The organism is Domibacillus aminovorans (assembly GCF_001643235.1).
Taxonomy (GTDB): Bacteria; Bacillota; Bacilli; order Bacillales; family Domibacillaceae; genus Domibacillus; species Domibacillus aminovorans.
In genome coordinates this window covers 261,658-275,909 of the sequence record NZ_LQWY01000067.1, presented here as the reverse complement: position 1 = coordinate 275,909, position 14,252 = coordinate 261,658, and the positions used below count along the sequence as shown (strand labels likewise).

The 14,252-nt window shown below is 41.0% G+C and carries 12 protein-coding genes; 2 read left to right on the top strand and 10 right to left on the bottom strand.

The genetic code is table 11. The annotated features are described in order from the left end of the window. Nucleotides 1-3: 3 nt before the first annotated feature. From AWH49_RS17160 to AWH49_RS17135, 6 genes are all read right to left on the bottom strand, one after another. Nucleotides 4-543, bottom strand: a complete 540-nt coding sequence (locus AWH49_RS17160) for an acyltransferase (protein WP_063966687.1) — start codon at nucleotides 541-543, stop codon at nucleotides 4-6. A gap of 1 nt (nucleotide 544) precedes the next feature. After that, nucleotides 545-2,047, bottom strand: coding sequence for a murein biosynthesis integral membrane protein MurJ (murJ, locus tag AWH49_RS17155; RefSeq protein ID WP_063966686.1), 1,503 nt, complete (start codon nucleotides 2,045-2,047; stop codon nucleotides 545-547). A gap of 151 nt (nucleotides 2,048-2,198) precedes the next feature. Then, nucleotides 2,199-4,028, bottom strand: coding sequence for a polysaccharide biosynthesis protein (locus AWH49_RS17150; RefSeq protein WP_063966685.1), 1,830 nt, complete (start codon nucleotides 4,026-4,028; stop codon nucleotides 2,199-2,201). Nucleotides 4,029-4,311: 283 nt separating this feature from the next. Then, entirely contained in the window at nucleotides 4,312-5,067 is a 756-nt protein-coding gene (locus tag AWH49_RS17145) for a tyrosine-protein phosphatase (protein ID WP_063966684.1), read from the bottom strand. 98 nt (nucleotides 5,068-5,165) lie between these two features. Further along, entirely contained in the window at nucleotides 5,166-5,876 is a 711-nt protein-coding gene (locus tag AWH49_RS17140) for a CpsD/CapB family tyrosine-protein kinase (protein WP_063966683.1), read from the bottom strand. After that, nucleotides 5,866-6,612 (bottom strand): YveK family protein, encoded by a 747-nt coding sequence (locus AWH49_RS17135; protein ID WP_063966682.1) that lies wholly within the window; start codon nucleotides 6,610-6,612, stop codon nucleotides 5,866-5,868. Before AWH49_RS17135 ends, AWH49_RS17140 begins: the two co-directional genes overlap by 11 nt. A gap of 181 nt (nucleotides 6,613-6,793) precedes the next feature. On the opposite strand from AWH49_RS17135, the gene AWH49_RS17130 reads away from it, so the two are divergent. Then, nucleotides 6,794-7,618 (top strand): hypothetical protein, encoded by an 825-nt coding sequence (locus AWH49_RS17130; RefSeq protein WP_063966681.1) that lies wholly within the window; start codon nucleotides 6,794-6,796, stop codon nucleotides 7,616-7,618. An 85-nt stretch (nucleotides 7,619-7,703) separates the two neighbouring features. Here the strand turns inward: AWH49_RS17130 and AWH49_RS17125 are convergent, their stop codons facing one another. Together AWH49_RS17125 and AWH49_RS17120 are read right to left on the bottom strand one after the other, a co-directional pair. Next, nucleotides 7,704-10,145, bottom strand: a complete 2,442-nt coding sequence (locus AWH49_RS17125) for an S-layer homology domain-containing protein (RefSeq protein ID WP_063966680.1) — start codon at nucleotides 10,143-10,145, stop codon at nucleotides 7,704-7,706. A 151-nt stretch (nucleotides 10,146-10,296) separates the two neighbouring features. After that, nucleotides 10,297-10,734 (bottom strand): YaiI/YqxD family protein, encoded by a 438-nt coding sequence (locus AWH49_RS17120; RefSeq protein ID WP_063966679.1) that lies wholly within the window; start codon nucleotides 10,732-10,734, stop codon nucleotides 10,297-10,299. A 110-nt stretch (nucleotides 10,735-10,844) separates the two neighbouring features. Between AWH49_RS17120 and AWH49_RS17115 the strand changes: the two genes are divergently transcribed. After that, a complete protein-coding gene (locus AWH49_RS17115; protein WP_063966678.1) occupies nucleotides 10,845-11,888 on the top strand; it encodes an S-layer homology domain-containing protein in 1,044 nt (347 codons plus the stop codon). A 41-nt stretch (nucleotides 11,889-11,929) separates the two neighbouring features. On the opposite strand, the gene AWH49_RS17110 is transcribed toward AWH49_RS17115, so the two are convergent. Beyond that, the gene (locus AWH49_RS17110; protein WP_063966677.1) at nucleotides 11,930-12,637 is read right to left on the bottom strand and encodes an SH3 domain-containing protein; all 708 of its coding nucleotides are present in this window, start codon (nucleotides 12,635-12,637) and stop codon (nucleotides 11,930-11,932) included. Nucleotides 12,638-12,768: 131 nt separating this feature from the next. Continuing rightward, nucleotides 12,769-14,100, bottom strand: coding sequence for a M48 family metallopeptidase (locus tag AWH49_RS17105; protein ID WP_244886906.1), 1,332 nt, complete (start codon nucleotides 14,098-14,100; stop codon nucleotides 12,769-12,771). Nucleotides 14,101-14,252: the final 152 nt, after the last annotated feature.

Below are 14,252 nucleotides of genomic sequence, written 5' to 3'. Positions count from 1 at the left end.
CTCCTAGATTTCAAAGTGCTTTAATAAATATTCTCTTTTTTCTTTATAATTCATTGATTTAGTCTTCAAACAACTATTTAATACTTTGTTTTCATAATTCGAAATATTGTTAATTTGTTTAGCAGGAATTCCCGCAACAATTGTATTATCATTTACGTCTTTTGTAACAATCGAACCCGCAGCTATTATAGTATTTTTACCAATTGTAACTCCTGGCATGATAATGGCATTTATACCTATAAAAGAGTTATCTTTTATTTCTATTCTTCCAAAGCAATCAATATCAGGGTATTTATCCCTTAAAACCCACACCCCACCATCATGTGTTACAAATTGTACATTGGCTCCAATGGTTACATGATTTCCTATAGTAATTAAATATGGTTCAGAACCAAATTTCGCATTTTCTATTCGACAGTTTTCACCTATCTTTACCCCTTGTTTTATTAAATGATTAATTCTTTGACTGTATACTAATGAAGCATATTTTTTTCGATCAATTTTTTTCAAAAAATTTAAATAGAGTTTATTAATTATATCCATTCTACTTGCCCCTCATAAATTTATTAATTTCTATCCCCAAAAGTTTGGCACAACTAATATAAATTAGGAAAATAATAATTGATCCAATTATTATTCTTATCATATAGTCAAAGTGGAAAAACAAGAATTCGTCTAATATATTTATAAAAAAGATCACTATAAATAAAAATATAATATTTTTCATTGTTATAGTTAGCATTTCTTTTTTATTCTCTACTATACCGTTTTTTTCCAATTTATTCATTAGAAAAAAACAATTAACTGCTATACTAAGCGAAGTAGCAAGAGCAATCCCTATATGCCCTAAAAAATAACCCAATATTACATTAAAAATTAAATTAATAAACAAGGACAAAATCGAAGTATAGAAAGGGATTTTTATATTTTTAGAAGCATACGCGGCTTTGGTATATACTTCTTTTATTACCCAAAAAAACAACCCTATCGCATAGGCTACTAGGGCTTGAGAAGTCATTTCTATCCCTTGCTCAGTGAATGCTCCTCTATAAAAAAGTAAGCGGATTAACTCTTCACTATAGCAAATAAAAATGACTATTATAGGACATATTAAATATAATAAATATTTTACTTGTAAAGTAATTAACTTATCAAATTTTTCTTTCGATTCTTCTTTTAAAATAGACAAATTGGTAAATAGAACATTTGTGACTACTAAAATCACAATATTCAAAGGCAAATTTTTTACAGTAGATGCATAATGTAAAGCCGTAATACTTCCTGCATCAAAAAAAGAAGCAACAAATTTATCTGAAATCACAGTTAATTGTGTTACTAAACTTCCAAACACAATATATTTCGATGTACTGATATATTCATTAAAGTTTTTGTCTCGAAACCTTATTTTGGGTTTGAACTTTATGTTTGTTTTTTTTCTAAGGACCCACTGTGCATACATAAATTGTAAGATCGAGCCTATTACATACCCAATTACCACAGAATAAATATTATATTTTTGAAAAAATATTGCTATACAAGCTATAATAGTAAAATTATTAATTATTGTGCCTATCTCGACTGTTTTGTATATTTTGATCGATTGTAAAAACCCTGTTGATAAATAATAAAATCCATAAAATATTAACATGAATGATAATATTTTTAAAAAGTTGACTGAATAACTGAATGAATCTTCATTTAAACCTGGTGTAAAAATACTGATTATAAATCCCGGGAATAGATAAACTGTTAAACTTATTATTATAAAAGGCAGTAAAAAAAGATTTTGAATATTATTATATTCCTCGAGAACAGCAGCTTTTTCTTTCAAATATCGAGAAGAAAATAAAGGCGAAAAAGTCGTTCTTATTGTAGTATTAAAAACCGAAAAAATTAATGTAACAATAGAAATAGATACGAAGATTGCATCAGTTTTCGCATTAAAACCGACATAATTTGTTATCATTAAGTCTCTTAAAAATCCAATACCCTTACTGCATAAAGATAATATAAGTATCAATAATAATGTATTTCTTAATGTTCCCATATCAAGTTTTCACCTTTAACTTTAATGTTTTCGCTTAACTTTTGGATATTATTATCTATTATTGGCCAATTAAATTGATATTCTTAATTCATTATTTTTTCTACTACATAATATAAATTTCATTAATTAATCTAATTATTCAACCTTTTCTTTAAATAATAGCTTTTTTCATTATTTTCCTCAAGCTCTCTTTTGTATTCGCAATCTCAATCAACTGCGCTTTCAACAAATCTGCTTCTTTATTCGGCAGACTGCTAATAAACCGCCAAAGGATTTCTCCTTCCACAAGCCCTGCTTTCCCAATATGAATCTTCGGAAAAATTTGTTCTGGATGCACTTCATTCTCGTTAAGTAATTCTTCAAACATTTTTTCACCTGGTCTGAGTCCTGAGAATTTGATTTCAATTTCGTCCTCTGTATATCCGGATAGTCGGATTAAGTTGCGGGCGAGGTCGACAATTTTGACGGGTTCGCCCATGTCGAGGACGAAGATTTCTCCACCGCGTGCGAGTGCGCTTGACTGGATGACGAGTCTCGATGCTTCTGGGATCGTCATGAAGTATCTTGTCATGTCTTCGTGTGTGACCGTAAGCGGTCCGCCTGCTTCGATTTGCTTTTTGAAGAGCGGGATGACCGAACCGCGTGAGCCGAGTACGTTGCCGAATCGGACGGCTGTGAATGTTGTTTCGGATTCGCGGTCGAGCTGCTGGATAACCATTTCGGCGACGCGTTTTGTGGCGCCCATGACGTTCGTCGGGTTCACCGCTTTGTCGGTTGAGACGAGTACGAATCGTTTCACGCCTGCTGCAGCAGCTGCTTCGGCTGTGTTTTTCGTGCCGAAAATGTTGTTTTTGACCGCTTCTTTCGGGTTGTATTCCATGAGTGGCACATGTTTATGTGCAGCTGCATGGTAGACGACGTCCGGACGATGCGTACCGAGTACGTCAAACATGCGCTCGCGGTCTTGAACGTCTGCGATCACTGGGACAATTTCAATCGAATCTCCGTGACTGTTGCGCATTTCCATATCAATCTGGTAAATGCTGTTTTCACCGTGGCCGACCAGGACGAGCTTGTTCGGCTTAAAAATGCTAATTTGCCGGCAAATTTCTGAGCCGATCGAGCCACCTGCTCCGGTGACGAGCACCGTTTTGCTCGTAATCTTTTCTGCGATCGATTCAATGTCGAGTTCAATGGGATCACGGCCGAGTAAGTCTTCTACCGCAACGTCGCGAAGGCTACTGACAGACAGTTTTCCTGTGATGACATCTTCAATAAGCGGCATGATTTGCACTTTCGCATCTGTTTTGGCGCACTGCTCGTAAATGTGATTAATCTGCTGGCGCTTCAGTGACGGAATCGCAATGATAACGTGATCGATATCGTGTTCTTTCACGAGCAATGGAATGTTACGTGTCGTGCCTTCAACGGTGAGACCGTGAATTTCAAGGCGCAGTTTGTTCGGGTCATCGTCGACAAAAAGAATCGGTTCAAATTCTGCTTCATTCGTTAACAGCTGACGGACGACCATAGAACCGCCTGATCCGGCGCCGACGATCATCGTCCGCTTTCTTTCGTCGTGACTTTTGCGTATGTATCGGTCGCGGTATACTCTCCACGAAAACCTGGAACCGCCGATGAGCAATATGTGCAGCATCCACGTAACGAGAAGCACACGAACATAAACATCTTGAAACGCAGCGAGCTGGACGACCGCTGTCACTGAAACGGAAAACGTGACCGCTTTGGCGATGGCAATCAGTTCCCGAACACTGGCGTATTCCCATGCTTTATGATAAAGCCGGTAAATCCCTGCAAAGAAATGGTGGCTGGCAATCAGCGCAATGGAACTGATCAATAGTGTGCTTGGACTGTATATATTCATGTACGGATGCAAAATAAAGTAGCCGATATAAATGGAAAATAAAACGATGGCTGAATCAAGTCCGATTAAAAAGGACATTCTTTTTTGATACGCCAATACGCTCCACCTCTTTCATATAATAGATAGAAAACAAAAAACAGCTAATAAAAACACACATATTATGAATGCGCTTTTATTAGCTGTCTTTTCCATATGGTTTGTGTGTAATAATAAATCGGGCATCTAACCCGCCCTCACACCACACTATTGACGACGGATGCGTCTAAGGTTCAGGCCTGTCTTGCTGAACCCACAGTGTGACCGAGTGCCTCCATTGATAGCGGTGAGGAGACATTACCGTTTTCTTTTTAACGTACTTGTCATGAATTGAACGAGTGAATCAAAATAGACCAAGGAATTTCTTTTTGTGGGCAACGTGGTGTGGTTGTTCTTTCGCGATGTAGCCTCCGTTTAATACGATTTCCGCGTTTTCTTTAAAGTATTCGGCGTAATCAGGATCGATTGCGTCGTATGCCTGCCTAAGCCCGAAAGCACGTGTTGTCGTGTTGTGTGCGTCTGATGCGATAAAGTGTGTTAAGTTTGCTTCGATAAGCTGCATGGATAAATGTTTGATCTTTTTACCAAATTGACCGTTAATAGATGCTGCGGTAATTTGTGAAAGCGCACCGTTTTTAATAAGCTTGTACAGCTTGTCCGGGTTTTCACTGATCGCTATATTGCGCTCCGGGTGCACGATAATCGGGGTAATTCCGTGTAATTGCATGTCAAACAGTACCTGTTCCGCAAACGCCGGAATCCCATTCGATGGGAACTCAATCAGCATACACGTTGATTGGCCAACAGGCAACAGCTTATTATTTTCATAATCTTCCAACAATTCCCCATACATGCGTACTTCCTGGCCCGCATAGATCGTGACATCAATACTCGATTCGTACAGATGTTTATTCAAGGTTAAAACAGCTGCTTCCACAGCCGCTTTTTCATTTTTATACTGTCCGTTTTGATGATGAGGCGTTGCGACAATCATTCGAATGCCTTCCTTCTCCGCCTGTTTCGCCATTTCAATACTTTCGACTATGTCCGCCGCTCCGTCGTCTAATCCTGACAAAATGTGACTGTGAAGATCAACCATGATGATCGCAACCCCCCATTCTAATGTAGACTGATTATATCATAGGATTTTGGTATATTGTAGCATTTTTTAGAAAATTTACACAAATGAAATAATTGTCATTCTTTTCCGTAATAATAGTAATAACTGGAATCTTTCATCGTGCGGTTGTTTAAGACGACACCGAGCAGCTTCGCTTTGACGGACTGCAGCAAGTCTTTCGCTTTTTGCACACCTTCAATTTCCGTTTTGCCGCTGTTCACGACGAGGATTGTTCCATCGCATTGATTAGCGAGCACTTGCGCATCTGTCACGGCAAGAACGGGTGGTGTATCGAATAACACGAAATCATATTTTTCTAGTGAATTTTCAAGAAATTCTTTCATTGAGACCGAACCTAGCAGTTCAGCTGGATTTGGTGGAATCGGGCCTGATGTTAAAATAGATAGGTTTTCAATGTCTGACTGCACCGCAGTTGCATCCAACGTTGTTTGTTTCGTTAAAATATTCGTTAAGCCGAATGTGTTTTGAAGGCCGAATGTGTAGTGCATCGTTGGCTTGCGCATATCCGCATCAACGAGCAGTACTTTTTTGCCTTGATTGGCGAAGACGACCGCGAGATTCGCGATCGTTGTCGATTTCCCTTCTCCCGGGCTCGTTGATGTAACAAGAATGGAGCGAAGCGACTGGTCGACAGATGAAAATAATATGTTCGTCCGGATCGTCCGGTATTGTTCGGAGATAGGTGATTTCGGATCGGTATATGTAATGAGTTTCCGTTTCGCAGAACCTGGTGCTGCCGGTGTTTTCTTTTTCCCTTTAAGAGCCAATCGTTTCACCTCTTACTGCTTGTTTTTTTTGTGAAGATGGTTTAGATGATGGTCCTTCCTTTATCTCGATTGTCGTGACACTGCCAAGAACAGGTAGACCGAGTAACTTCTCTACGTCTTGTTCTGTTTTCACGGTGTTATCCAAGTATTCTAGTAAGAACGCAAGGCCAACACCTGCCATTAAACCGACGACAATGGCGATTGCGATATTCAGCATTGGCTGTGGTTTTACGGGAGACATGTTTTCTTTTACTTCGGCTGGTGCAAGAATGCTAACGTTGTCGACATTCATAATATTGACGATCTCTGCTTGGAATACGCGCGCTGTTTCGTTGGCGATGTCCGCAGCGATACCAGGGTCTTCATCTTGCACAGTAATATTGACGACTTGTGAATCTTGTTCACTTTGAACGGTTATTTTAGAAGAAAGCTGTGCGGCTGATAGATTAAGTGCCAGATTTTCTGATACTTTGTCTAAAATAGCCGGTGATTTCATGATGACGTTGTACGTGCTGATAAGTTGAAGGTTCGTCTGTACTTCGCCTGTGTTGTACACTTGTTGCTCCGTTTTTGTCTGATTCACAAGCAACTGAGTCGACGTTTGATAGATTGGCGTTAATAGAAAGTAACTGATAAGTCCGCTAATAAGCGCTGCTGCGATCGTAATAAGCACGATCAATTTCAGCCGTTTTTTCAGTGTTTCCGCCAGTTCCTTCAGGCTGATAGTTTCTTCCATATAAAGCCTCCTGTAATGTGAAATAGTCTTTGACATTATATCACAGGAGATTGCCATTTTTAACAACGTTTTTCAATTGTTAATGAATAACAGCCTTTAATTCCCACATTTTATACATAATTTGCAGATGATTCATGCTATAATGCAAGTAATTCAATTTCATTGATGGAGGCTGGTACGGTTGAGAAAGTTTATTAAAATAGCACTCATTGTTGTTTTATTTCTCGCCCTAATCGGGGGAGGTACTTTGTACTATTTTACGAAGGTTAAGACATACGATGTAGCAGATGAAAAAGTAGATGAAATTATTGATTCTCCTTATTCGATTGCCTACCCTGAGGGAACACCGATCCCAGAAGGCGCGCAAAAAGATGAAGAAGGCCTTGTCATTGTTGATAAAGACGGCAACTTTCTATTAGAAGATGGATCCGTTATGAGTCCTGATGATTGGTTTGCTTCGCCGGAATATGCGGCTGCCGTATCAACAGGGACAGGCGGTAAAAATAATGGCGGTTCGAGTTCTAGTGATCCCGCTTCTTCTAACGGTGGCACTGGTAGTACAGGTACCGGTTCTGATGGATCTGGTAATACGGATGCCGGTTCTGGTTCAGGATCGAACGGTGAAACAGGTGGTACGAACGAGGCACCTGCCGGGATGACGGTCGATGCGATTAAATCCCGCTATGATTCTTCCTTTCAAAGTTTAGAAGGTCAAGTAGATTCACAGCTTGGCTCGTTAATTAGCCAGGCGAAAGGCGAATATGTAGAGAAAAAAGCAGCCGGTGAAACGGTTAATCCCGCTTATTTTTATCAAAAATACAACGGTGCCGCTGCGAACGTTGAATCTAAAACAGATGCTGCCTTTAACTCGTTATACACGGGCCTTACAAGCGAGCTAAAAGCAAATGGCTTCAGTGAATCTCATGCGAATCAATATAAAGCAGATTATGAAGCAATGAAAGAAAGCCGCCGCAGCGAGTTGCTTAGCAAAGTAACAGGCATGTAAATAAAAAGCAACCATCCTTTGATTAGGATGGCTGCTTTTTTGTTGTCTAGATTATGGAGCGGTGAGTTACTCAGCTTCTAAACTATTATTTTACGATGACACCATTCGCATCTTTCAATGCTTCTTGGCCCTCTTTTACTTTTACAACTGGTTTCGCTGCTGGAGCTGATGCTAGTGTAAATTGTAATGCCTTCACATTTCCAGCAACAGCTGTCATGTTTTGTGCTTCCGCGGCTGTTCCATTAACGGTTACGTCTAATACATCGTTGGCATCTGTTGGCGCAGCTGGTAGTTCAATTGCGTCGGAGAATTCAACGACGACGGTCGTTCCATATACTTCTACACCCGTTACAGTAGCTGGCGTATTGTCTTTCACGGTTACGACGAAGTGTTCGGCTGTGCTGACGTTTCCTGCTTTATCCGCAACACCTGAAACTCCGAGTACAGCCGGTGCGCCAGTTGTTTGATCACCGATATTCACGGATCCTTCCGGAAGTGTAATGACCACTTCTTTTTTCGAAGAGTCTTTAAAATAAATATCCGTTTTACTAGGGAGCGCCTGGCCGTCAAGACGGTAGTTAGACAACTTAATCGCTGAAGATGTTACTTCTTCATTATACGTCACGGTAAACTCATTTTTGCCTGTTGTTTTAACAGTTGCTGTCGGTTTTTCCGTATCTTCATTTGTTGATGTTCCTACTGTGAATTTGTCTGTCACAGCACCGGTTTTATTTCCATACGCATCCGAGAAGAAATTAGCAGGAAGAGTGACGGCATACGTACCTGCGTCTATTGCTGCGTCTCCTGATTTAATGTCAACTTCGAACGTCTTTTTATCTTCTGTCAAAGATGTTTCAGCCGCAATCGCTGTGAATTTCACACCGTCTTCGTTGCGGACATCGATCGCGTTAATAGAACCGCTCACTGTCACAGCTTCATCAAATGTAAAGGCCAATTTTTTGTTACCGGCTGTTACCTTTGAAGAAACAAGTGATGGTGCTTGTGTATCTTTCTTAAATGTAAGCGGTGTGCTGTATAGATCATTTTTCAAACCAGAACGATCTGTCATTGCATCTTTTTGAATGTATAATGTGAACGTTTCGCTCACAGATGAACCAGCGAAAATGCCATCGCCTGCAGCAGCACCATTTAAATCAACGGTTAACGTATACGTTTTACCGCTCGTATCTGCCGCATCTTTCACAAGTTTCACTGCTGTTTGGTCCGCGCTGCGCTGTACCGTTGCATTAATTTCCGCTTCCGTAACAGATTCGCTTAGCGTAATTTTCGCTTTGTTTTGGCCTGTTACTTGTACGTCTGTCACATGCGGTTTATTCGTATCTGCTGTCGGTGCTGATACGAAACCGTTGTATAGTTCCATTTCATTTGCCGCATCTGCTGTATCTGTCGCACCCGCTACGTATAATGATGCAGATGAACCTGCAGATAGATCACTCGCAATGTTTACTTCTGTTTTATTGGATGAATCGATGCTGACTGAATCTCCTGTCACTGGGGTACCGTTTACGCGAACAACAGTTGGTTTCGTTCCGATTTCTTCAGAGAACGTAAGCGTGATTACACCATTCGTATAAGATGTATCCGTTACGACAGGTTTCACCGTATCTTTATATGTGAAAACGGATGTATACTTCGCTGTTTTCAGCGCCGCTCCATTTTCATCTTTTTGCTCGGTTGTAATCGGATTAACGACAACGACGCCGTCTGTTGCTTCAATGCTGTCAGCGTATGTAAGAGTGATTGATTTTTGATCATTAGATAATTTCACCGCTATTGGGTTTGCACCATTCACTGTATAAAGCGTTTTTTGTACCGCTGCCTCTTTATTCAATGCTGTGTTGAATGTGATCACGACTTGTTTTGCGTTTACGGATTCCACTTTTGCTACAGCTGGAGCCTGAACTTCTTCAGGTGTCGCTAAACGGTAAAGGAAGAGAGCAAATTCACCACGTGTGACGGAATCGTTCGTACCAAATTTCGTTTCCGTTTTACCAAATGTCACTTTGTTGTCAACAAGTGCTGCAACGGCTTCGTCATAACGATCCGATACATCTGTAAAGGCTAAGTTGGCTTTGTTGCCTTCCAAGTCATATGCTCTAGCAATAATAAGCGCCATTTCGCCGCGTGTAATGTTTTGCGATGAGCCAAATGTTGTCGCTGTTTTCCCGTTAATAATACCTTCTTGTTTCAATGCATTCACGTATGATACAGCACGGCTTGGTACATCTGTGAATCCGGCATCTTTCGCATTTTCTACATTAAGATCAAGTGCTTTTGCGATCAATACAGCTGCATCTACACGTGTAATCGTTTGGGCTGTGCCATATTTCGTTTCACTGATTCCGTTTGTAATCTCTTGCTCTACTAAATAATCAACCGCTTCTTTGTAACGATCGGATACATCTGTAAATCCAGCCGCAAACGCTGGTGTAACAGCTGATGCCACAAGCGTTGCTGTTGCCGCTGTCGCGATGAATTTACGATATGATTTTGATTGATAAGCCATTTATATGATTCCTCCAAATGAAATAATATTTGTTAATTACTCTTTTATTTTCCCATAGACTGACCAGTCACTACAAATACCGAAAGACACAAATAGTACTCCTACATTTACCCTACTGAAATCCTTCAAAACCCTCGTAAGGTTACTTTTACTAATTGTCAGAAAGCATGAACGTTAAACTTTGTTCAAACTTTGCATCGTCTTCTTTTCTGCGTTTCTTTGGCCCTTTCAAACGACCGCCCGCCTGCCGGATCTTTTTCGCTGTATGGCGGCTTAATAATAGTTGATCAATATTTCCCGGGGTATACTGCCTGCCGTTTTGGTCGATAGCGAGACCTTGTTTGGCGAGCACCATCGCCGCCAGTCCGTAATCCTGCGTCACAACGATATCTCCTTTTTGCACGCGGTTCACGAGAACAAAATCGACCGCGTCCATTCCTTTTGAGACGATAATCGTTTCCGCTCCGGGGCGTGACATTTCATGTGCTGTATCGCAAATTAAGATGACGGGCAGGTCAAACTTTTTCGCCGTTTCACACGCAATGTCAACAACAGGGCATCCGTCTGCATCAATTAATAGTTTTGTCAAAGAAAATCACCTCTTCCTCTTTACCTTCATTATTCTTTTCCCAGAAATCGAGTTTTTTAGCATTAATCTTATGATATAGTAAAAGAAAATAATGGTAAAGGAGAGTATAGATGAAAAAAAGAAGGCATATTTTTTCTATGACGATGACCATTCTTTTAACAGGTTCCTTGCTGGCTCCAACAACAGAAGCTGCTTCGTTTCCCGATGTTTATCCGAATGAGAAAGCCTATACAGCTGTTGAAGAATTACTAGAAAGAGATTCAATTTCTGGGTTCCCGGACGGTACATTCCGACAAAACGAACCGGTGACACGTGCTCAAAGCGCGATCTTCGTTGGACGAGTACATGGAATTGACGTAAACGATCAGATAGAGCTGCCCTTTAAAGACTTGTCGCCGAAGCAAGCCGCTTACCCGTACATTGCCTACTATGTAAATAACGGTGTATTTGATTTGAGCGAACGTTTTTATCCAAACCGTCCATTGACACGCGCTGAAATGGCTCGAACCGTTGTGAAAGCTTTAGCACTGAACGGTACGCCGGACAAGCCTTTTTCAGATGTACCTAGTACTCATCCGGATGCCATCTATATTCATGCTCTTGCTGCAAACGGACTAACATCCGGAGTTGGACATAATAAATATAACCCTGATGGCATTGTAACGCGCGGACAGATGGCCATATTCATGCTCAACATTGATAATTTCATCGGTCCTGGCCAAGAGCCGGAACATCAACCCATTTATGATATCGACCCGCATTTCACATCCAATGCGACCGAACAGCAAATTTTCCTTCTTGTAAATAACGAACGGATTAACGCTGGTGTGCAGCCTCTTAAGCTAGCCAACGATCTTTCCCATGTGGCACGCGTGAAATCAAAAGATATGCGGGATCTTGATTACTTTGATCACACTTCGCCTACATACGGATCACCGTTTAAAATGATGGATGACTTCGGTCTTGATTATACGTCTGCCGGAGAAAATATCGCCGCCGGACAAGCTACGGCCATACGTGTCATGAACAGCTGGATGAACAGCCTCGGCCACCGTCAAAACATACTGAATCCGGATTTTACTGAAATCGGAATTGGTTACGTAGAAGGCGGCGACTATGGGTCCTATTTTACACAAATGTTTATGACAAGATGAGATGAACCCGCCTTGCAGTAAATGCATGGCGGATTGTTTTTTTAGTAAAAGTATAAATATTCTGTTGCGACATAAGCTGTCCGTCCGTTGTAATCGACCTCTGCCCATCCGTTCGACATTGTGCCATAAACGTAAAACTCATATCCTCTATTAACTTGGCCGATCACTTTCCCCTTTTTGCTCGCAGTCGCCCGTACGTTTAAGTTATTCGCGTCAGCGGAAGCATACCCCTCATAAGAATAGTAGGTGGAGTCTTGTGCTTCTTTTTTCAGATAGCTTGATGCCACATACGCGTATCGGCCATTATACATGATTTTTGACCAGCCGCCTGGCTCCGTTCCGTATATGTATACTATTGCTCCTTTTTTCAATGAGCCAATTATTTTGGCTTTCGGGCTCGGATTCGCTCTTACATTTAAGCTTGGAGATGCTGTGACCGTTGCTTTCTCGCCGCCGGAGTTGTCCGATGAAGATGATCCATTCGGCGTTAAATAACCCGATGCCACATAACCCGCTTTGTTGTTGTATTTGATTTTTGACCAGCCGCCGGGTTCTGTATTATAGACATACACGACTGCCCCATTTTTAAGAGAACCGACTACTTTTGCTCTCGGGCTTGGATTTTCACGCACGTTTAATGTTGTTTTGACATTAACCGTGTGATGTCCGGTACTTGCTTCAGCCTGCTTTGCAGGAATGAGTGTGATCAACAAAAGAAAAGTCAACATCAATATTAACATTTTCCTCATAGTCTATCCTCCTAAACCTTTTTATTTATATCACTTACAATATATAACTTAATTGGATACAAGTAAATAGATTTAAGTGATAATAATCCCTTTTATGCAAAAAACACCTTGCTTGTAAGCAAGGTGTGAAGTCATTGTTGATTATAAATAGTCAGAAATTGCTTGTTTCCATCTTGTTCAGCAAGATCTCTCGGCGTATCGCCATACATGTCTTCCTGATCCGGATCAGCCCCATATTTCATTAGTAACTCTGCCATTTTCGTATCGCTATAGTCATATGCAAGAAATAAAGGTGTATAGCCGGTTGAGTCTTCACTATTCGGATCCGCCTTTTTCTTTAATAACTGCTCAACCACTTCATATTGGGAATTGTAAATAGCGTAATGGAGCGCCGGTGTACCTTCACTATCTTGTTCATCAATGGCAGCGCCACTATCCAGAAGCTGTGTGACTTTTTCCATGTCACCGACAGAAGCAGCATCCATTAAATCGGTGTAGTTTGTTACTTCACTTTCGCTGTCATCATACGTCATTTCTTCGTCTTGAAGCATGTAATCGTCTGATGCCATCAATGAAGCAAAGAGATCCGATGATTCCATTTTCGTCAGCGCATACCCAAATCCTGCTGCAATTCCACCGTACAACAGGCCCGCAGCAAGGAACAGCACGATAACGCCGCCGATAATCTTACCTTTATTAGCTTGATAGGTTGGTGTATCTGCTATTCTCATAAATTGGCCGACGTGCTGAATGCGTTTTGGCAGATTTGGGTGTGTAGACCACTTCTCGCTCAGCCAGACGAACAGATTGGATTCTTGCTGAATTTGTTGCAAGTACGCATCTTCATTCACTTCACGGTAAAGGACTTTACCAATGCCTAAAATCGTTAACGCATTTTTTGCGGCTTGTCCATCATTTGTGTAATAAGCAGCGTGCCGGTCACATGTGTATTCAGCGGCTCGCGAATATGCTTCACCGAGGAATGGCACCCACATCGCTGGCAGTGTCAGCCAGTTTTTCCAGATGTGACGGCGTTTCACATGTGCTAGTTCGTGGGCGATAATGAATTCAAGCTCTTTATCGCCTTTTTGACGGGCCAGTTCAAACACTTCTGAATAAAGAACGACGACATTTCGGCCAAAGAAACGTGTCGCAAATGCATTAAGTGCACCGCCTGATTGCAAAATGAATACATCCGGCACACGGGGTAATCTCATATCATCTGATAGCGCTTGAATGCGCTCATACACATCTGGAAACTGCCGCTCACTTACCCGCACCCCATTGCCACGAATCGAACCGATTGAGACAGCATGAAAAAATAAAGAGATAAGAAAGAGACCTATACTAATAAGAAGAAAGATGATCGAAAATGCAGCGGCAATATACAGCCCGATGCTGACCATACAGCATATAATAAAATAAATCGTTTCTTTCGGATAAACTAAGTTTCTATTGTCCAAAAATATCCTCCTCTGCAAGTGATTTGACCAATCTACAACATACGACAAATTTTTACAATCGTCAAGGTTCTTTCCAGATAAGAATGACAGGGCAGGATACTTTGGGTTCACACCTATTTTCACCGATTCGCTCACAACGAATCAGCCCGGCC